31 protein-coding genes and 1 pseudogene are annotated in these 18,693 nt (G+C 34.1%); 11 read left to right on the forward strand and 21 right to left on the reverse strand.

The genetic code is table 11. The features are described 5' to 3' along the window. Positions 1-23: 23 nt before the first annotated feature. The 6 genes from ELD05_RS05570 (at position 24) to ELD05_RS05595 (ending at position 5,058) form a co-directional block, all read left to right on the forward strand. Positions 24-1,271 carry a phenylacetate--CoA ligase family protein gene (locus ELD05_RS05570; RefSeq protein ID WP_127351655.1) on the forward strand — a complete coding sequence of 416 codons (1,248 nt, stop codon included), beginning with the start codon at positions 24-26 and terminating at the stop codon, positions 1,269-1,271. 7 nt (positions 1,272-1,278) lie between these two features. Then, positions 1,279-2,802 carry a hypothetical protein gene (locus tag ELD05_RS05575; protein WP_127351656.1) on the forward strand — a complete coding sequence of 508 codons (1,524 nt, stop codon included), beginning with the start codon at positions 1,279-1,281 and terminating at the stop codon, positions 2,800-2,802. Between the two features lie 64 nt (positions 2,803-2,866). Then, entirely contained in the window at positions 2,867-3,544 is a 678-nt protein-coding gene (locus ELD05_RS05580; protein ID WP_127351657.1) for a DUF421 domain-containing protein, read from the forward strand. Positions 3,545-3,549: 5 nt separating this feature from the next. Continuing rightward, complete coding sequence (locus tag ELD05_RS05585) at positions 3,550-3,930, forward strand: DUF4363 family protein (protein ID WP_127351658.1); 381 nt, start codon at positions 3,550-3,552, stop codon at positions 3,928-3,930. 76 nt (positions 3,931-4,006) lie between these two features. Then, entirely contained in the window at positions 4,007-4,651 is a 645-nt protein-coding gene (locus ELD05_RS05590) for a hypothetical protein (protein WP_011917624.1), read from the forward strand. Positions 4,652-4,662: 11 nt separating this feature from the next. After that, positions 4,663-5,058, forward strand: a complete 396-nt coding sequence (locus ELD05_RS05595) for a CoA-binding protein (protein ID WP_127351659.1) — start codon at positions 4,663-4,665, stop codon at positions 5,056-5,058. A gap of 251 nt (positions 5,059-5,309) precedes the next feature. Here ELD05_RS05595 and ELD05_RS05600 read toward each other — a convergent pair whose 3' ends face one another. The 3 genes from ELD05_RS05600 to ELD05_RS05610 are packed head-to-tail and all read right to left on the reverse strand — an operon-like array spanning position 5,310 to position 7,202. Further along, on the reverse strand, positions 5,310-5,765 hold the full coding sequence (locus ELD05_RS05600; RefSeq protein WP_241243628.1) for a type II toxin-antitoxin system HicB family antitoxin: 456 nt from the start codon (positions 5,763-5,765) through the stop codon (positions 5,310-5,312). 23 nt (positions 5,766-5,788) lie between these two features. Next, positions 5,789-6,874, reverse strand: a complete 1,086-nt coding sequence (locus ELD05_RS05605; RefSeq protein WP_127351660.1) for a HigA family addiction module antitoxin — start codon at positions 6,872-6,874, stop codon at positions 5,789-5,791. Further along, the gene (locus tag ELD05_RS05610) at positions 6,855-7,202 is read right to left on the reverse strand and encodes a type II toxin-antitoxin system RelE/ParE family toxin (protein ID WP_127351661.1); all 348 of its coding nucleotides are present in this window, start codon (positions 7,200-7,202) and stop codon (positions 6,855-6,857) included. Before ELD05_RS05610 ends, ELD05_RS05605 begins: the two co-directional genes overlap by 20 nt. Before the next feature lie 895 nt (positions 7,203-8,097). Here ELD05_RS05610 and ELD05_RS05615 point away from each other — a divergent pair. After that, positions 8,098-8,280: a type II toxin-antitoxin system HicA family toxin gene (locus ELD05_RS05615; RefSeq protein ID WP_127351662.1), complete on the forward strand. Its 183-nt coding sequence runs from the start codon at positions 8,098-8,100 to the stop codon at positions 8,278-8,280. Positions 8,281-8,302: 22 nt separating this feature from the next. After that, complete coding sequence (locus ELD05_RS05620; RefSeq protein WP_127351663.1) at positions 8,303-8,719, forward strand: type II toxin-antitoxin system HicB family antitoxin; 417 nt, start codon at positions 8,303-8,305, stop codon at positions 8,717-8,719. A 14-nt stretch (positions 8,720-8,733) separates the two neighbouring features. Here ELD05_RS05620 and ELD05_RS14345 read toward each other — a convergent pair whose 3' ends face one another. The 18 genes from ELD05_RS14345 to ELD05_RS14995 form a co-directional block, all read right to left on the reverse strand. Then, positions 8,734-9,141 carry a hypothetical protein gene (locus ELD05_RS14345; protein WP_241243629.1) on the reverse strand — a complete coding sequence of 136 codons (408 nt, stop codon included), beginning with the start codon at positions 9,139-9,141 and terminating at the stop codon, positions 8,734-8,736. Between the two features lie 117 nt (positions 9,142-9,258). After that, entirely contained in the window at positions 9,259-9,654 is a 396-nt protein-coding gene (locus tag ELD05_RS14350; protein WP_241243630.1) for a sigma-70 family RNA polymerase sigma factor, read from the reverse strand. A gap of 24 nt (positions 9,655-9,678) precedes the next feature. Beyond that, positions 9,679-9,810 (reverse strand): hypothetical protein, encoded by a 132-nt coding sequence (locus ELD05_RS14750; protein WP_277601431.1) that lies wholly within the window; start codon positions 9,808-9,810, stop codon positions 9,679-9,681. Positions 9,811-9,851: 41 nt separating this feature from the next. Next, complete coding sequence (locus ELD05_RS14355) at positions 9,852-10,004, reverse strand: hypothetical protein (protein WP_241243631.1); 153 nt, start codon at positions 10,002-10,004, stop codon at positions 9,852-9,854. A gap of 299 nt (positions 10,005-10,303) precedes the next feature. Then, positions 10,304-10,528: a hypothetical protein gene (locus tag ELD05_RS05635; RefSeq protein ID WP_127351664.1), complete on the reverse strand. Its 225-nt coding sequence runs from the start codon at positions 10,526-10,528 to the stop codon at positions 10,304-10,306. A 96-nt stretch (positions 10,529-10,624) separates the two neighbouring features. After that, on the reverse strand, positions 10,625-10,825 hold the full coding sequence (locus ELD05_RS14360; RefSeq protein WP_241243632.1) for a hypothetical protein: 201 nt from the start codon (positions 10,823-10,825) through the stop codon (positions 10,625-10,627). Between the two features lie 20 nt (positions 10,826-10,845). Then, on the reverse strand, positions 10,846-10,974 hold the full coding sequence (locus tag ELD05_RS14755) for a hypothetical protein (protein ID WP_277601432.1): 129 nt from the start codon (positions 10,972-10,974) through the stop codon (positions 10,846-10,848). Then, entirely contained in the window at positions 10,940-11,254 is a 315-nt protein-coding gene (locus ELD05_RS14365) for a hypothetical protein (RefSeq protein ID WP_241243633.1), read from the reverse strand. The genes ELD05_RS14755 and ELD05_RS14365 overlap by 35 nt, the downstream gene beginning before the upstream one ends. Before the next feature lie 62 nt (positions 11,255-11,316). Then, positions 11,317-11,637, reverse strand: a complete 321-nt coding sequence (locus ELD05_RS05645) for a hypothetical protein (protein WP_241243634.1) — start codon at positions 11,635-11,637, stop codon at positions 11,317-11,319. Next, the gene (locus ELD05_RS05650; protein ID WP_127351665.1) at positions 11,634-12,116 is read right to left on the reverse strand and encodes a hypothetical protein; all 483 of its coding nucleotides are present in this window, start codon (positions 12,114-12,116) and stop codon (positions 11,634-11,636) included. Before ELD05_RS05650 ends, ELD05_RS05645 begins: the two co-directional genes overlap by 4 nt. Before the next feature lie 20 nt (positions 12,117-12,136). Then, positions 12,137-12,259, reverse strand: a complete 123-nt coding sequence (locus ELD05_RS14760) for a hypothetical protein (protein WP_277601433.1) — start codon at positions 12,257-12,259, stop codon at positions 12,137-12,139. A gap of 202 nt (positions 12,260-12,461) precedes the next feature. After that, positions 12,462-13,013: a hypothetical protein gene (locus ELD05_RS05655; protein WP_127351666.1), complete on the reverse strand. Its 552-nt coding sequence runs from the start codon at positions 13,011-13,013 to the stop codon at positions 12,462-12,464. A 493-nt stretch (positions 13,014-13,506) separates the two neighbouring features. Continuing rightward, a complete protein-coding gene (locus ELD05_RS14370; RefSeq protein ID WP_241243635.1) occupies positions 13,507-13,794 on the reverse strand; it encodes a hypothetical protein in 288 nt (95 codons plus the stop codon). Between the two features lie 148 nt (positions 13,795-13,942). Beyond that, positions 13,943-14,302 (reverse strand): hypothetical protein, encoded by a 360-nt coding sequence (locus tag ELD05_RS14375; RefSeq protein ID WP_241243636.1) that lies wholly within the window; start codon positions 14,300-14,302, stop codon positions 13,943-13,945. Continuing rightward, complete coding sequence (locus ELD05_RS14380) at positions 14,299-14,466, reverse strand: hypothetical protein (RefSeq protein WP_241243637.1); 168 nt, start codon at positions 14,464-14,466, stop codon at positions 14,299-14,301. The genes ELD05_RS14375 and ELD05_RS14380 overlap by 4 nt, the downstream gene beginning before the upstream one ends. Before the next feature lie 320 nt (positions 14,467-14,786). Next, on the reverse strand, positions 14,787-15,287 hold the full coding sequence (locus ELD05_RS14385) for a CHC2 zinc finger domain-containing protein (protein ID WP_241243638.1): 501 nt from the start codon (positions 15,285-15,287) through the stop codon (positions 14,787-14,789). Positions 15,288-15,398: 111 nt separating this feature from the next. Then, entirely contained in the window at positions 15,399-15,617 is a 219-nt protein-coding gene (locus ELD05_RS05665) for a helix-turn-helix domain-containing protein (RefSeq protein ID WP_127351667.1), read from the reverse strand. Positions 15,618-15,717: 100 nt separating this feature from the next. Further along, positions 15,718-15,855, reverse strand: coding sequence for a helix-turn-helix domain-containing protein (locus ELD05_RS14995; RefSeq protein WP_127351668.1), 138 nt, complete (start codon positions 15,853-15,855; stop codon positions 15,718-15,720). A 172-nt stretch (positions 15,856-16,027) separates the two neighbouring features. Here ELD05_RS14995 and ELD05_RS05675 point away from each other — a divergent pair, with 172 nt between their 5' ends. The 3 genes and pseudogenes from ELD05_RS05675 to ELD05_RS15135 all read left to right on the forward strand — a co-directional run bounded on the left by ELD05_RS05675 (position 16,028) and on the right by ELD05_RS15135 (position 18,628). Beyond that, complete coding sequence (locus ELD05_RS05675) at positions 16,028-16,864, forward strand: helix-turn-helix domain-containing protein (protein ID WP_241243639.1); 837 nt, start codon at positions 16,028-16,030, stop codon at positions 16,862-16,864. Further along, positions 16,845-17,426, forward strand: a complete 582-nt coding sequence (locus tag ELD05_RS05680; RefSeq protein ID WP_127351669.1) for a Uma2 family endonuclease — start codon at positions 16,845-16,847, stop codon at positions 17,424-17,426. Before ELD05_RS05675 ends, ELD05_RS05680 begins: the two co-directional genes overlap by 20 nt. Position 17,427: 1 nt before the next feature. Beyond that, positions 17,428-18,628: pseudogene (locus ELD05_RS15135) on the forward strand (tyrosine-type recombinase/integrase). Positions 18,629-18,693: the final 65 nt, after the last annotated feature.

Below are 18,693 nucleotides of genomic sequence, written 5' to 3' on the forward strand. Positions count from 1 at the left end.
AGAGAAGAGAGGAGAAAAAAGCAGTGGAAAGAGTTGAGATGAGAGAGGTCAAAGAGGAGCTTTTTTTGCAGCAAATTAAAAATGCCTATGAGAATAGCCCTTTTTATAGAAGAAAATACCAGGAGTTAGGGATTGATGTAGATGATATCAAAAGCTTGGCAGATATAAAAAAGCTTCCATTTACAACCAAAGAGGAACTCCGACAAGCTTATCCTCTCGGACTTGCGTCAACTGATGAGAGGAAAATAGTAAGAATTCACTCTTCCTCAGGTACAACAGGAGTTCCAGTGATAATTCCATACACACAAAAGGATGTAGATGACTGGAAAGAGATGATGAAAAGATGTTATCAATTTGCTGGTGTGACTGAGCTTGACAGGGTGCAGATAACACCAGCTTATGGGCTTTGGACAGCCGGAATAGGATTTCAGCTTGGTGCTGAGTACTTAGGTGCAATGGTAATTCCAATGGGTCCAGGTAATACAGAAAAACAGCTTCAAATGATGATGGATTTGAAATCCACAGTACTTGTTGCAACCTCGTCATATGGTCTTTTGCTTGCAGAAGAAGTAATAAAAAAAGGACTTAAAGACAAAATTCACCTAAGAGTTGGAATATTTGGGTCTGAAAGATGGGGAGAAAAACAGAGAAAGATAATTGAGGAGTATTTAGGAATAGAGACATTTGATATATATGGTCTCACAGAGATTTATGGTCCTGGTATTGCAATTGATTGTAAGTACCATGATGGACTTCACTATTTTGATGACTATCTTTATTTTGAGGTAATCGACCCGCAAACAGGACAAGAGGTTCCAGATGGTGAGTTTGGCGAGCTTGTCATAACAACCCTGCAAAAAGAAGGTGCACCTCTTATTAGATACAGGACAAGAGATATTACAAGAAAACTTCCAGGAATGTGCCAATGTGGGTCTACATATCCGAGAATTGATAGAATAGTTGGCAGAACTGACGATATGGTTAAAGTAAAAGGCGTTAATATTTTTCCTGCTCAGATAGATACGTTTTTAAAAGATATAAAGGGTGTTGGCAGCGAGTATCAAGTTGTTATTGAAAGAATAGGTTTTCGAGATAAATTGACCCTGAAAGTTGAAGTTGAAGATGAATTTTATACAAGTTCAATGAAGGACTTAATTTCTAATGAATTTAAGAATAAAATAGGAGTGTCTGCTGAGATAATATTATGTAGAATTGGTGAACTTCCACGAAGTGAAAAGAAAACAAAGCGTATATTTGATTTGCGAGGATGATAGAATAATGGTAAAGACAAAGCTTTTAAGAGGAAGGCGAATGCTTTCCTCTATTTTAATTGTAATAGCTCTTTATTATTCTGCGCCAAATATTTTTTCACATGATAGGCTTAGTGCAAATAGGCTTTTGAGCTGGCTTTTGTTATATCAAATATTTATCTTTTTCTCTTCGGCAATTACAATTTCTTTACTGGTCAGATTTTTGAGTATGAGGTATTCTCGTAAGGTCTCAAATTATATCTTAAGTCTTTGCTGGAATGATGTTTTGGCAGTCTTTTCAAGTGTATCTGTACTTCATACTGCCTTTATGCTTGCCTCAGTAAATGTAGTTGATTATTCTTCTCAATGGATTGTCAAGGGAATTAACTTTGATATAGTGATTTCATTTGCTAATATTTTGGTAATAACTCTCTATTTTTATATCTTTTACACAATAACTCAACCGAAGAAGCTTTTTAGAAAAATGCTAAAAGACTTAGATAGCTTTTTAAAAGCAGGTGAAAAAGAAAGAGTTAATGAACAGCTTTTACTCATAAAGGAATTTTTTCGAAAAGCAAATCTGTTTTTAGATTTAGAACTACTACTTTCTATACTTAATAGTCCGAAGGCTTTTCAACTTTTCATTGAAGGAGAGAAGAAAAATGACGGTTATTTAGAGGAGATAGTGGAAATATTGTTCAAAAATATGGAAAGTGCTATCTCATCGGAAAGGGCAGAGAAATTTAAAGAAGCAGTTGATTTTTTAGATAGTTTTGTTGATAAGGTTCAGGACACAACGATTTATATTTTTGAAAAGCTGATTACAGGTTATTACAGTTTTATCTTTCACAATATTCAAAGGTTAAAATATGAGCAGGTTTTGTATATAGTAAATCATTTGGAAAGGATTTTTGAAACTCTTTTAAAAAAACAAATAAACATAAGTGATAAGTCAAAGTCTGATTTGATTGGGATTTTAGATAGGCTTTCATATATAATCTTTCATGAAAATTCAGCAAAAAGTAGTGAGCTACTTTCGATCTTAGAATTTTATATCATTTTATTTGCTTTTTTTGAAAAGGATCATATTTTCTACTCTCAGGTTAAGGAAGAATTTGATACCTTTGTAATTTATTTGCTAAAAAGTACGCATGAATTTCCAAAAAAAGAAGCAAAAGAATACATTCTTAAGATAATTGAGAAACCAAAACGTTACAAAATTTCTTTTACAAGAATGGTGTTTGTTTATATTTTTCTTTTGACATTAGAATATAAAAGGTACGATATTGGATATATTCTTTTTAATGGAATCATGGAATTAGTAAAGACAGGAGAATTTTCTGTAAGAGGTACACATACTTTTTATCATAGTGCTGATACAGCGAAGAAGATGTTCTACCTTTATAAATGTTTAGCGACAATGAAAAGTGGGATAAAGAGCGAAAAGTACAAAAAGAAAATGTATAAAAAATACATGGTGGCAACAGGTAACTGTAAACTCAAGAAACTTTCTCAGTATGTGAGGTTTAAAAGATTGTCTGGAAGAAAATAAGAATAAATGCTTCATTCTTTGGAAAAATAGTAAATAGGAAAAACTCCAAAGGAGAGGCTTTTTTTTGATTATCACAGTCTTTACAAGAACACTTATCTTATATGTATTAGTTGTATTAGTTATGAGACTAATGGGAAAAAGGCAAATGGGCGAGCTTCAACCATTTGAACTTGTAATTACAATAATGATTTCTGAACTTGCTGCTGTGCCCATGCAAAATACAGGTGTTCCACTTCTCAACGGAATTGTTCCTATTCTGACATTACTATTTTTACAAACCCTGATTACCTTTGGTACATTGAAATCTGACATGATGAAAAAATTAGTGTGCGGGAGTCCTACAATATTGATTGCTAAAGGAAGAGTATTGGAAGATGCTCTTAGAAAAACACGATATAGCTTAAACGATTTGATGGAGCAGCTGAGAATTAAAGGATATTTCAATATTCATGATATTGAATACGCTATATTAGAGACAGATGGAGACATATCAGTGATTCCAAAGTCACAAAAAAGGCCTGTAACGCCTGCAGATTTGGGTATTCAGACAAAATACGAAGGCCTTCCTATAAGTGTAGTTGTGGACGGCAAGGTTAAAAAGGATGTCTTAAAATATGCAAACCTCAGTGAACAAGAGGTTTTAGTAGAACTTAAAAAAAGAGGTATTGATACTCCAGAGGAGGTATTTTTTGCTTGTATCGATCCAGAAGGCAATTGGTTTGTTCAAAAAAAGGAGGGATAAACTAAATGAAGGTGTGGTATATTGTAGTTGGCTTTATAGTTTTGATTATTACTTTAACTATTATCTCTACTAATATAATAATAGGTGCTACACACCACATTGAAGATAATTTAACAAAAGCATACGATTATATAAAAATTAACAACTATACACTTGCAAAATCAAGCTTTTGTGATACTATTAAAGAATGGGAAGGGTATAAGAAAAAGTGGGCGATGTTGATAGAGCATCAGGAAATAGATAATATAGATGAGCAGATAGCAAGGGTAAAAGAGCTACTTGAACAAGGTAATAAAGATTTACTTTTGTGTGAGCTTGGTACTTTGAAATTTTATATAAATCACGTAAAAGATATGGCTTTACTCAAGATTGAAAATATTTTTTAAAAAATTTTTAATACAAATGAGCGTTTGAGTGGTATATAATATATAAGAAATGTTTTTTAGATTGGAGGGGAGAGCCATGAAAAGGTACGTTGTTGTAATGGGCTACTCCTTTGAGGAATATGACATCGAAAATGGAAATGCAGGTTTTGCTTACTTTTTCGTAGATGATTTAAAAGAGCTTGAAAAAGATAAATACACTGTTATTCCCTATAAAGATTATAATGAATTTGCAACAAAATTCAAGGATGCAGCTTTAGTAGAAAAAATGGACGGATATTTGATTGATAATATTATTGAAGCTTGTGTAGATATTTCCCGGATAATATATCCTTCGGATAGATTTTTCTCTGTGATTACTTACAATGTTTCTGAAAGTTTTAAGGAACTTATGTTCGAAACAAAGGCGAACGAGTTTAAGATTATAGTTGATAGAAGGTCTAATTCTATTGAAATTAAGGGTGAAGGGGTTTTACGCGATCCTGTTGTGGTAAAAGAATATGACATTGTAGATGCGGTGGATGAATTTTTGTTTGAATACAGAAAAGAAAATGTAAAACAGTTTATGATAAGCTTGAAAAGGATGTACAAAGACAAATATGGCGAAGATTTAAGAATGAATGTTGTGGGGAATAAACTACTGATTTCAATTGGCAAGGATACCTTTGAATTTGATGATACACGTTTAGATATAGTTTATAACTTTATTATGAGTAGGAAATGAGGATTTGAAAAATGGAACAGGTAATTGAGAATGCACTAAAACTTAAAAATTGGGCGGTTGTTGGTGCAACCCCAAGGAAGGAAAAATATGGCTACTTGGTGTTCAAAAGATTGATGGAAAGAGGTTACAATGTGTTTGCCGTAAACCCATTTTATAACGAGATTGAAGGTCACAAGGTTTATAAAAGTCTGGAAGAAGTATCTAACAATATTGAGTGTGTGAGTATGATTGTCTCACCAGACAAAGGCGAGAAATACGTAAAAGAAGCAGCAGCCTTAGGAGTTAAATATATCTGGTTTCAGCCAGGCGCAGAAAGTATTAAGCTTATTGATATGTGCAAAGAACTCAGTCTAATTCCCATTTACAATGCCTGCATTTTAGTGGCTTTAAATTCCTTAAAAAAATAACTGTCAGGTTTTTCTGGTTAAACCTGACAGTTTTTTATTTATCTTGATAGACCATGGAGCTCCATGGGGGATACGAACCCCCGACCAGTCAATTACGAAATCGCTGAGATACCTTTTTACAAACTTTAACAAACTACAAACAGCTTGATACATCTTAATTACAAGACTTTGAAAATTTATTCCAACTCAATAAAAAACACATTTTTTTATTTCGGTAGCTGTAGTGTAGCTGTAGTAGCTGTAGAAAAATTTTAATTGTGTTTGTAGTCTTTTATTCCTAATTTGTCTTTTAGTGCCTCTTGGAGTACTTGCGAAAAGTTTATGTTATGTTTTTCAGCTAACATATTCAACCACTGGGGAATTGTCAAAGTCTTTTTTACTGCCTTGTTGTCCATCTCATGTCGTACAAGAGGCATCCATACTTCAATCAACATTGGTATTTGATTTTGTTCAAGTTTTAAGTTGTTTACAGGCGTTGGCTCTGGTATTTGTTCATTGTCTTTTTCCATGCTCCAAAGATACAGCCCTAATACTTCTTTTGCATTTTTTACTGCTTCATCCAAAGTATCAGCACATGAAATACAGCCGGGCAGGTCGGGAAATTCAATTGTTATGCCGTCCTCATCAAAAATAAAAATAGCAGGGAATATATATATTTTTTTCTCATTCTTTTCTAATTCCTCAATGTATTCTATTTTAGATACCAACTTGTATAAAAATATTTTCACTCCTACTTCTGCCAAGTAACTTTTGGTCTCAATTCAGTAAAATCCCAATGGTTAATCTTTTTATCATGCATTAATCTTCCTACTACAATGCATGGATGAATGTTGAGAGAGTTGGCAAAAGAAATTATTTTGTCTTTTGTGAAAGACTTATTTTCAGTAATAAACTTTTTATAATCTTTATATGGTATCAATATATTTGCAGCAAAATTATCTGCTTCTTCTTCCAGTTCGCATTTTGAAATTCCATCATCACCTTCAATAAAAACCTCTTTTCTACCATGTTTTAATATATGTCCTAATTCGTGAAAAAATGAAAACCAATAAACGTCAGCAAACTTGTATCTATAACTTAAAGCTAACAACACCTTATCTTTTTTTAGCCACTTTGTAGCACCGTTTACATAAGTGCCTTTTAAATGTGGAAGTGTTACTAAAGCAATTCCACATTCTGAACAAAGATTTATCAGCTTTGGGTAAATTTCATCCCAAGAATGTTTTGTGAGTTCTCTAATAACAGGTATGATTTGATAAATTTTTTCTTTATTAAAAGGTTTTGTTTCTATCTTGTGAGCTTCTATTTCGGCTTTCCTAATCCATGCTGCTAAAGCATAACATGAAGTTTTTTCGTTATTAGCTTTTCGAAAACAAACTTCCAAAGTTTGAGGAATAAAATTTAAAGATGATACTCCAAAGAAATTTCTAAGATTCTTTATTTTTTCTTCTTTGTTCTTTGTCTGTGGTACCCATTTGTATTTTGACATTTCATTGTATGGGATTTGGTTTAATATTTTTTCTTCATCCTTTAATTTTTGTTTTTCAGCTATTCTTGCTTTAGCAAGTTGATAATTAGCTTCTAAGTTCATCCAAAATTCAGCAGAAGCACCTATTACATTTTCTAACTTAAGAGCTGTTTCATAAGTAATTGGAGCAATACCGTTAATTATTTCACTTACCGTTTTTTCTGAAAGTCCCATCCTTTGAGCAAACTCAGCCTGTGTCATACCTAAGTACTCAAGATTTTCTTTTATAGTCTCACCAGGTGGAATAGCAATCAATTCTTCTTCTTTTCTATCTTTTTTCCTTCCCATGATAATCTATCACCTCTTCAATTTGAATTATTACTATTTTCGATAAATCTATTTCATTATGTATCTGATTTTCGGAAGTTGTAACTGGTATAAAAATTAACCTAAATGGATGAACTAAGTACACAGCATATTGTCCTTTTCGGGAACCTTCTAACTTATGAAAACCTGTAGCTGGCAAACGGGATATGTCATATAGGGATTTGGCAGCCTTTAACTCATTTAATCTTTGAAAAAGCTTTTTAGCTATGTCTTGCCCAAACTCTTTTTGTGCCAGCTTAAAATTTTCACATATCTTTTTCAGCTTTTTGGTTTTATACCTTACTTCCATTATACTATATGTCCTCCTGAAAGTCAATTTTTATTAACCTATTGGGTAAAGAATTTTTAAAGCATGTTTTAATTTATTATATCTCAAACGAAAAAAGAAAACAAACAAAAATAATATTACACCTTACTTTATCAGAAATGCCCCTTTTTTATAGTCTCCAAAATCAGTAATTAGTTATATGCTTGGTCCTTTTTTTAGGGACTCGGAAATCTCGGAATTCTTTCTTCTCAATCGGAATTCAACTCCTATTACCGATTCTTTTAAATTGTTAGCATTTATCAGTTTGTTTTTAAAAACTCAAGTTTTCTCAAGTTCAAATTTTCATCAATATGGTCTACGGCCACTTAGATGATAACAACCGACGAATTTCGTCGTCTGTGTGCTGTTAATCTTATGCAGCTGTTCCATTAGGATTTGTAAGCTCTGACAAGCTTAACAACTTAGGCAACAAACTTAACAAGCTTAAAAAGAAAGGCAATTTGTCTTTGTCACGCTTGACAACCTTCTCAAAGCTTTTTTAAAGCCTCTACAACACACGTTAAAATGCAAGTGGATTTTAAAGTACCACCCTGCCATTTTGATGTACCTATAGACGCTGGTAGGAATGGGATGCTGGCAGGATTTGTTCTTTGTAACCTTGCAAAAGTTTTGGCTTGACAACTGCGCATTTTTCCGCAAAGTTCCGAAAAGCTTAACATTTTTTAACGCACAAAAGCCTTTTAACCCCCCTCGTATGCGTGTAAGGTGCAGGTTTTTGGACCTGGGCCCGCCGGTCTTAAGAATGCTTGCTCCTTGGTCAAGGTGAGGGGATATATATATAAAGATTGTGCTTGTCAAATATTATTGACACGTGTCAACAACACGTGTTAAAATAATTTTATGAGGTGGAGATGTATTGAAGCCAAAAGAATTGATAAAAATACTAAAAGAAGATGGCTGGTATGAGGTAAGGCAGAGAGGTTCACATAAGCAATTTAGACATCCTGTTAAAAAAGGATTAGTTACAATTCCATTTCATAATGAAGACCTTGACATAAAAACACTCAATAGCATTCTCAAACAGGCAGGATTAAAATAAATTGAGAAAGGGGGAAGGAACAATGAAAGATAAGTATATTTTCCCAGCTATATTTGAACCAGCAGAAAAGGAAGGTTATGTTGTTACATTTCCAGACTTACCCGGTTGTATAACAGAAGGTAAAAATCTTGAAGAAGCTTTATACATGGCAAAAGAAGCTTTGGAGCTGCACATCTATGGTTTAGAAGAAGATGGAGAAAAAATTCCTGAACCTACTCCACCAGAAAAATTAGATGCTTCAAAAGGTGCTTTTGTAGTTCCAATCATTGCATATATGCCACCTGTTAGGGAAGAGATGGCTAACAAAAGCGTAAATAAAACGGTGACACTGCCAAGATGGTTAAGCAAGGCAGCTGAAGAAGCACATATTAATTTTTCGCAGGTCTTGCAGCAAGCTTTGAAAGAAAAACTTGGAATTAAAGAGCGAAAGAATGTATAGAAGATATTTTCAGCTTACAAAGTTAATTTTTTGACCGCTCTTTTTATTTGTTCTCTGTACTTGCTGCCATACTTTTGTACCATTGAAAGATGGAAATAACACCAAACAAAATAGTCCTGTAGCATTCTCACGTGATTTATTGACAGCTTGTCAATATGTCGTTCAATAAACTCTTCCACTTCCCACTTGGCAGCAAGAAGCTTCATTCTGTCCTGTTCACCTTGCTGCTTTAAAACCCTCAGCTTGTCCAATTGTGGTATTGAAGACAAAACCTCAAGCTGCTTTCCCTTCTCCTCTCTCGTCAACACTGTGTTTTCTACTGGGGATGAGAAGTAACCACTGCCTGCTACCACATGCACCGCTGGGCAGGATATAAACACTGTCAAGTCGTCAAGGTCTGCCTCTAATTGGTCTTGTTTCATCGCCCGCAATAGCTTCTTCCTTGCCGATTTAAACAGCTTGTCATCTGCTATTTTGCCTGTGTGGATGTACCTTAAAACTTGTTCTCTCTCATCGTCGGTTAGCTCTGCTAAATACTTTTACAACCTTGCTACAATATCCCGCCTTATTACCTCGTTTTCCACAGAAAAGCCACTGTCAATCACATCGCCAACTGTTATTTCCTCTTCCTCATCCTTGGTTAGTGGACTATCCAGTGACACCAAAGTGAGCCTGTACTTTGGCAAGCTTTTCCTTATTTTGCTTTCAATCACCTTGCAAGCATAGGTAGAAAAACTGCCTTTGGCAGGGTCATAGTTCTTTGCTGTAACAACAAGACCAAAGTAGCCTTCACTGACAAGGTCATCAACTTCAGAGCAATAGCCTTTTGGACAAGGCATAAACTTGTTTGCTACATGATACACAAGCTTTAAATTGTCGGCAATTAAAAACTGCCTCTGGACATCTGCATTTTGCGTTAAAGCAGTTTGCTGCATTTGTTGTAACCACTCCTTTGCAGCTCAGTTCAAGACAGTGTCTTCACTCACTTCATTAATTGCTTGAACAATCTCTCTCATCCTCTGGAGTAGTCCTTCGTTATTGTCATCCTTCTTCTCATCAAGTCCAAGAGCAAGCCTCTGTTCTTTTTGCACCTTCTCAGCCACGTTTGCAAGTTTTTCAAGTGCATAAACGTTTATTTTACCATCTTTTGTTTTGATGGTCTTATCATCGCTTTATTCCGCAAAAGCCCATAGCTTATGTTTTTATCCTCTGCAAACTCTCTCAAGGTTCTGTAGCTGCCAAGCACAAACTCACGTTTTAAGCTTTCCCAGTCATAACAAGGCATTTTGAAATCACCTCAAACCTGTGTTCTGATTCAATTATATCATCTGCAAAGCTGTATTGTCGAATTTTGTCATAAGATTGATAGTAGAATGCCACTTCAGTTGTATGCTAAGAAATGCTAAAGTGCTGGTTACTACTTGTTGTGGCCTTACAAGTGCTATCAGTTTGTAACAAAAATAAAAAAGCACCTTTCACAAGGTGCTTTATTACAAAATTTTAGCTTTTATATCCATTGCTTTTTTCACATCATCAACAGTCAAAACCTTGTTATTCTCTGTTGCTATTATTTTTGCCAACGTGTCAATAAAATCTTGTGCTTCTTTTTTTGCTTTTAAACGTCGCTAATGCAATCCCATAATCACCATTATTAAAGGAATTTTTATTATCTGGCCCAAATATAGCTAAAACAATTACAGCTTTTATAGCTCTTGACCCATCATACCCCACAGTCCCGCTTGTGGTTTTAAAAAACAAGACCTTCTCTAAATTTGCTACCATACCATTTTCACACCTAAACAATAACATCTTGTAAACCCCCTTTTACAAAATAAAACGAATCTTGTTTGCAAAGAGCTGCCCGCCGCCGGTTCAAAGTAGCAAGCTTAAAATTTTTGACTCCCCCTACCGCCTGCCTTTGATGATTTTCAAATGCTTTGGTACTTCTCTCACTCTTGTTGTCTTGCCTGTTTCTTCATCAAATAAAAACTTTTTGCCCTTGCTGTCTTGGTATAACCTATAAGTTTTAATTCCAAGCTCTTTTGCAATCTCCTCGGCTAATGTTGTTTTGCCTTCATATCTTCTTAAGTTGCTGATTGTGACCATGTATCTTACAAGAAATTCTTCTATTTCGTCGTTGACATAATTCCATAAAAATCAATAACCTTGTCACCAATAAGACTGTTCATATCAACTTTGCTGAGCATTGCTTTTGTTGTGTTAGTAATCTTTAATGCCATATTTATGACCTTCATAAAACTTTTTGATAGGGAAAGTATTCACAAACTGTTTTGGTGTCATATTAGCAAAAATTTGAAGCACCAGCCAATGGAGAAATAAGCTGTCTTTTACCTCTTCTCGTGTAACAAGTTCAGGTTCTGTTTTTGTGGTTGTATACTTCACAAGGTAAAAAGCTAACTGCGGCATTAGTTCTCTTGCGTCTTCTTCATCTAACAAACCTAACTGATGACCAAATACAAAACTTGAAGTCAATCTTTTGGCAGCTTTGAGATACAAAACAGGATTAAATTTCATGGTTTTAACCTCCTTCCTTTTTTACATTTTAGAGCCGAAAGGCTAAAAAGCGTATCGGCTCATTAACCTGTCATTTCATTCTGCTCAAAAGCTTTGTCATAAGTTTTGCACCATCTTTTAGCCCTTTGTCTGTATCCGTGCAGCTCATAGATTGCACACAGGTAACTCTGGAGTTCTTCAATCTCTGTGTAAATTTTCAATGCCTCATCGCTCAATAACTCTTTTAATTTAGCTTCCAGAATATCAATTTTTCCTGTAGTTTTCATGTACTTTTGGTCTTTCAAGATTTCATTTGACCTGCAGCTTACCAGTTCAACTGTAAACTGAGAAAATAGCTTTTCAAACACATCATTTGCTGTCTGAATTTTTTCAAGCGCTATCATTGACAAACTACCTCACTTTCTGTTTTAGGTTTGAAAAGAAGCTTCTCTGGTATTACAAATCCTTTGCTTTGCCAAAACTTGATTTCCTCATCCAAATGTGGATACCTGAGTTCTACTAAATACTCAATTCCTTCATTGTCCAAGCTCACCTTTAGGTATTCAAGTAGTATAAGCACTCTTAAAGTTTGTGCACATTCTCGCATATCACCAACTTTAAAGTGCTGCTCAAAAATTGACGTGAACAGTTCTGTGCCTTGGTCTAAAAATGAAATCAAAAGTTTTCTGTAATCCAAATCAATTGAAGAGACAATTGTAAACCAGTGAGCTGTTTGCAACTCTCTTTTTGTGGCTCTTCTTATTGTGTCGATTAAAATTGCACTTGCATGGGTTATAATCTCATCAAGATTTCTGCTGCCATCTGCAAGCTTACAAAGCTTGTCATAAACAGGTTTTGGTAGATTCACTGTTACTTTTGGCATTTTCATTCAACTCCCTTCGTTTAATTTTGTTTTAAGTTATTCTTGTTCACTGTAAGCATATTGTGTTTTCTGATGTCTTCAATAAATTCTTTTACTGCTCTCGTTGTTTCTCTTTTGTAACCCTCAAAAACTTTGTCATTCATATAGTCTAAAAATCTCTCCAAGTTCCTCAAGGTCAATCACAACTTTCTTGAACATTAAAAACATCTCCTTTCAATAAGAATTTGAGTTTTATTTAAATTATTAAATAGCTGCCATTGTTTCGGTGGTACTTCCTTCAGAATTTTTCTCTGTCCTGTATCTATATATGGGGTAGAGTTCATAGATGTATTCATTTGTAACAGGCTAAATATAGCTTTTAACCTCAATAGCAACATCGGTTTGAGGAAAACAATTAAGGCATACAAAAGCTCCTATAGCGTCAAAATAAGCAAGTTCATTGCAACCGTCCATCTCACATCTGAAATCTATAAAAGCGTCTTTTGCTTTGCTAATATCAAGTGGATTTTTGCTTTTTATAACAAAGCACTTTTTACTGTCTTCTGCTTTTTGCTTAGAAAATACACATTGCAAAACTTTTTTATCGGTTTTCTGTTCTCGTTCTTGCTTTTGAAGGTTGTCTGATAGGCTGTAAAACTCTATAGAGATATTCTCTTTCAAGGTCTTGATAGCTTTTTTCAGCTTTGATTCATCCAAAAATATAAGTGCTGCTTTAACCTCTTTGAGCTGTTGCTTACTTGCGTATTTCTTATATTCCTTTATTTCATCTTCAACTTTTCTGCACAGCTCAATATATTGAGCTTTTAAATCTGGGTCACTTTCTATAAGGCTTTTCATTTGTTCAAGAGCTTTTTCGTCTCCAAATCGGTAGTATCTCTGCTTTAAGCTTGCAAACATTGATACCACTCCTTTGAAATGATTTGTTATATTTTTACATCCAATTTTTAAAAAGTCTTTTTATTTTTGTTCCCAGCTATTTTGGGAATATTGTAAAATAAACACATCCAAATTTGATTTTTAAAGTGGCTTGTAAAGACCTAATCAGTAGCACTGGTTAGGATTTTAAATCTTAAAAAGCTTGCAAATTGCTATGTGCACATTTTTGCGTTCGCCTAACCAGTAATTTTAAAATACATATATACTTTTTTTTATAATTTGGATGTAATTTTATTCCAATGGTAATTACTGTTTATTAACCTCCTAATTTTATTTTTTATATGACTAATTATTTTTACTGGTTAGACTGGTTAGGTAGGGTATATAACCTATTGGAATATCTATTTTTGAGTCCCTAACCAGTTCCTAACCGATCTAACCAGTAAGTTATTGTAATACTTGAAAATACTAAAATCTTTACTGGTTAGAATTCTTATTACCCTAATAGGGTATACTATATTGTTGTTTTAATTTCTGTTTCTTGTAATAATTTCAGCCTTACAACTCTGACAGGTTTTCCATTCAACCATTTTAAACATGAATATCTTTTAAAATCTTTTTCATAGGTTACTTTTATAAGTCCTTTTTCTTCCCAACTGCTGTATACTTTTTTCGGATTAAAGTTTATTTCTCGCAAAAGCTTTTCTAATACACTTGGGAAGAATTCCACAAAGCCATCATTCAAGAATCCCCATCGTTCTTTTGCTCCATCCTCGAAATTTTGTGGATGAGAGTTTATCATGTCGATAAGGTAGTCATAAGCACGCTGCCCAATGTCTACTTCCTCTACCCCTTGAAGTTGTTCAGCTATAGCTAATATAACAATTTCTGTTATAGGCTCTGGTTCTCTTTCACAAAGATTAATTTTGAAGAAGCTATATCAACTGCACCTACCAGAGCAAGGGCTTGCGCATGGCTTTGTAGAATTTTGGGATGCTTTTCAATGATTCCATTAAAGAGCGTTTGTGACATTGATTAATGTACGGTAATAACTCTTTGTCTTTCTGGATAGCTCTAATCCACTCTCTGCCTGCCCATCCATAGTTGTTTTGAATTATTTTGTAACAATTTTGGGTCTGGGCTTCGTCATCATCGACAACCACAGTGCTCTTAGAATGATTATTGAGAAAGCAAAGTTCTACTTTTTCATACCTAGAGTCAACGTCTCTTAACATTTTGCAAATAATTATTGGTGTCTTTATTATCTCAATTGTCTCTACGTTACCTTTTTTAGAGACAATGTCTTTCAAAATCCCTTCTGGTGTGATATAATACCCCTGTGGAGTATTATATTTGAAATCCACACCAAAGGGATTTTCTCTTTGGTGTCTATTTTTATTTCTTCAGCATTGTTCAGGATCTTTTCAAATTCTGCGATAAACCTTTCACGGCTGCCTTCAAAAGCTATGTGCATTTCGGATACATCTTTGAAAGTTTCTGACTTTATAATGTAACAAGGCATATCAAAGTTAACCACGCTGGCAAGTGCTTTGAACCTTGTAACAAATGTATCACCGCCCTTATCTGGCTCTTTCCAAATATATATTTTTTTACAACCACTGAAATATTGAAAATCTTCTTTGCGTAAATTATTTGCTCCTGCTATTCCAAGAGAAGGGAATCCATGATACCACAGGGTTGGGTATCACTTTCCCCTTCAACAAGTGTAATGTAATTCTTGTTGAATTCATTGAGTCGCCAGAGCCCATAAGGAATAATTTTGGCTACAGTGACTCAAGAGAATCTTTTTTTATTTTGGGGATGATGTCTTTTCCTGATAGCTGCTGTATTGCCTTTTTCATCCTTGTAGTATATACTCACAAATCTTTTATGATAATCTTCTTGTTTAAGATTACAAACATTAGTCAAAAATTCAATTGGCAGTTTCTCTTCTTTTGAGTAATTTTCCAGCGTGTATTTCATCTTTTTCCCCTTCTTCTTGTCTTCTTCAAATAGTCCTGCTTCTTTGAGTAAAATCTTGTACGCTTCTTTCTGAGAAATTTTTTCGACTCTTGCTAAGAAAGTTACTGCGTTGCCGCTGCCACATCCTGCCTCACATTTCCAGCACCCATTATTTATGTTAAACCAAAACGATGGGTGCTGGTCATCATGAAAAGGACACTGAGCACTTATTTTATCAGTGCCAGTCCTTTTCATGTTTTTTAAATATTTACTGTAAAATCGTTCATAGTTTATATACTCATCTATATTTATCTGTCTGTATGTTTTTCCCATCAATATTTTTCTCCTTCTTTTCAAAAACACCAATCAGCCACCTTGCCGATTCCCAAACAAGGCAGCGAACAAAGAGAAGAAAGGGGATAGCTTGAACATGGTAGGTATCTATTATTTATTCCAGCAAGCCTGCTCATTGACCCATTTAATGAAAGCTTCTTTTGGTATGAGGATTCTTCGCTGCCCTGCTAAGATTTTTGGGAAGTCTCTCCTGTGGATTAAGGTAAGCGTTACGTTGTATGATATCCCCAGCATTTGGGCAGCTTCCTTGATGCTAATTGTCAATTTCTCTATTTTGTCTCTTTGAGGTTGAGGATTGTAGATTTCCATCAGAATTGCCTCCTTTATCTTCAAATTTAATACTAAAAATTTCCTCAAAATCTACTTTTAACGCTTCAGCTATAGCTTTAGCAGTTTTAGGTGATGGATTTTAAATACCTTTTTCAATAAGTGCTATAGTGGAATAGTGAACGCCAGCCAATTTTGCTAAGTCTCTTATTGTGTATCCTTGTTTTATTCTAAGTGTTCTTATTTTAAAACCTTTTACAGAAATATAAGAAATTTTCATAAGCGTCACTCTCCATAAATCAATAAATTGTTGATTTATATTTAATCTATCAACTAATTTAATTATAAATCAATTTTTTGTTTATGTCAATAACTTTTTATCAACTTTTTATTGATAAGATAAAAAGAAAATGTTAAAATTAAATTAGGATATACTGAAAAGGAAGATGATAATGTTTGGTAAAAGATTAAAAGAATTGCGTGAGGAAAAGGGATTAACCCAAGCTGAATTAGCAAAAGAATTAGGAATATCTGTCCAAAATCTTTCGTATTATGAAAATGGAAGAGAACCCAAATATGAATTACTTATAAAAATTGCAGACTATTTTGGTGTCACAGTTGATTATCTTATTGGTAGAAGTGAGTATAGGACAGTAGAAGAACAATTTTCCAAGAGAACAAAGTTTGAGAGATTTGTAGTTGAAAATCTACCTTATGTAATTTCGGATGAAAAAATTGAAAAAAAAGTTGCAACATTTATTGAACAGGTATTAGAACCTTTGTTAGTTAATACTGCCATAGTTTACTTCTTTGCTCATGAACCAGAAAGAAATAGAGAATTTATTACTGATTTAATTTATCATTTGTTAAGCCATATAAACTTATTCTTTGAAAAGTTTAGGGCATTTTTAGAAGATAGAGAGAATAGACTCATTGCTTTAGATGATTTGTATCCAAATGATAAAGTTGAGAAATTGTTTTCAGATTTTATTGATGATCAAATAACTTATGAGGAATTTAAGAAGGAAGATGAGAAAATAAAGAGCAAGTATGATTATTTTGAGAGAGTATTAAATGAAATGGGTGAAATTTACGAAAATATTAGAGATAATTTTTCTGTGCTTTTTGATTTTTTAGAGGATATGTCAACAAGTTATTCAGAAGCTCTTTATTTAGCATTGTTTAAGACAGAAGGGAATCTTGTAGAAAAGGTTAAAGAATATAAGAAAAAAGAGAAAGGTATTGATTATTCCAAGGAAGGTGAATCTGATGGAAGCCAGAATACCTAAAATATACACCTATGCAGACTATCTTCAGCTGCCAGAAGACGCAAGGGTGGAGTTGATTGAAGGTGTCATCTATGATATGAGCCCTGCACCCTCAAGAGTGCATCAAAAGATAGTTTCAGAGTTAACAATAACAATTGGTAGCTATCTCCGGCAAAATAAAAAAGCATGCGAAATCTACACAGCGCCATTTGATGTAGTCCTAATAGAGGGAGGACAGGACGAAAAACAAGCAATCAACGTTGTGCAGCCTGATATTTCAATTATTTGCGACAAGAGAAAACTTACTGATAAAGGCTGTGTTGGAGTTCCTGAAATGATAATTGAGGTTGTATCTGAGAGCAATTTTTCGCATGACTATATCCGAAAGCTCAATCTTTATACACAGTTTAAGGTTAAAGAATACTGGATTGTCAATCCTAAAAATCAAACAATCTTAGTGTACAGACTCATAGACAACGAAGATTACTTGCCACCAGAAGCTTACACCTTCAGTGACAAGGTCAAGGTTGGTATTTTTGAAGACCTTATAATAGACTTTGCCCAAATAAAAGAGGTGTTATAATATGCCTGCAAAGACTAAAAAGAAAGGAAACAATGAAGGCAGCATATACAGAAGGAAAGACGGGCTTTGGTGTGATCAAATTACCATAGGAAGAGATGAAAACGACAGACAAAAGCGGCAGTATTTCTATGGCAAGACAAGACAAGAAGTTGCCGACAAGATAGCAAAGGCATTAAACGACTTGGCCAATGGAGTATATGTTGACCCTGCAAGAATGCTTGTCAAAGATTGGCTCAGCACATGGCTTTGGGAATATAAAAAACAGACGTTGCGACCTTCAACGTTCAAAGATTATTTGTGCTATATAGAAAAACATATAAATCCAGCCATTGGTCATTATAAGCTAAAAGATTTGAGACCTGAACATCTTCAAGCTTTGTATAATGCCAAATATCAGGAAGGTTTGAGTATAAGTACGATTAAGCAGATTCATGTTGTTTTGTATTCAGCTTTAGACCAAGCTTTGAAAAATGGACTTGTCAACAGAAATGTTTCAGAAGCAACCACTTTGCCAAAAGGCAAGCCAAAAAGGGAAATAAGAATACTGAGTTTAGAAGAACAAAAAAGATTTATTGCAGCTTTGGAGGGGAAAAACTAAAAACTGCATTTTTTGTTGAGTTAGCAAGTAGACTTAGAATAGGTGAACTTTTGGCTTTGCGCTGGAAAGATGTAAATTTTAAGGATGGATACATTGAAGTTAGAAGGTCATTGCAGCGTGTAAAGATTTTTGATGGTAGTAGCTCTAAAAAGACTGCACTTGCTTTTCAAGAGCTAAAAACAGAGGCTGGTAAAAGAATAGTGCCTTTACCACCTGTAATAATTGAAGAGTTAAAGCAGCACAGGAAAAACAGTTAGAAGAAAAATTAAAAGCTGGAATGCTTTATGAAGATAATGATTAGTATTTACAACAGAGTGTGGCACTCAAGTTGACATAGGGAAATTTGAAAGGCTTTTTTACAGAATAAGAGAAAAAGCAGCTATTTACAAAAGAGTAAATTTTCATATACCAAGACACACATATGCAACAAGGCTTTTAGAAGCGAACGAACATCCAAAAGTTGTTCAAGAGCTTTTAGGACACAAAGATATTTCTACAAACCCTCAATATTTATTCTCATGTTATGCCTGAAATAAAGAAAGCTGCTGCAATGAAATTAAACAGCTTATTTGAAGATATAAAAACAAAGGGTAACCACTCCTAAGATAGTGGAGTAGTTACCTTAAAATTTTACAGTTTCTCGGGTAGCTGTAAGATATCTGTAGAAAA

Source organism: Caldicellulosiruptor changbaiensis, assembly GCF_003999255.1.
Taxonomy (GTDB): Bacteria; Bacillota; Thermoanaerobacteria; order Caldicellulosiruptorales; family Caldicellulosiruptoraceae; genus Caldicellulosiruptor; species Caldicellulosiruptor changbaiensis.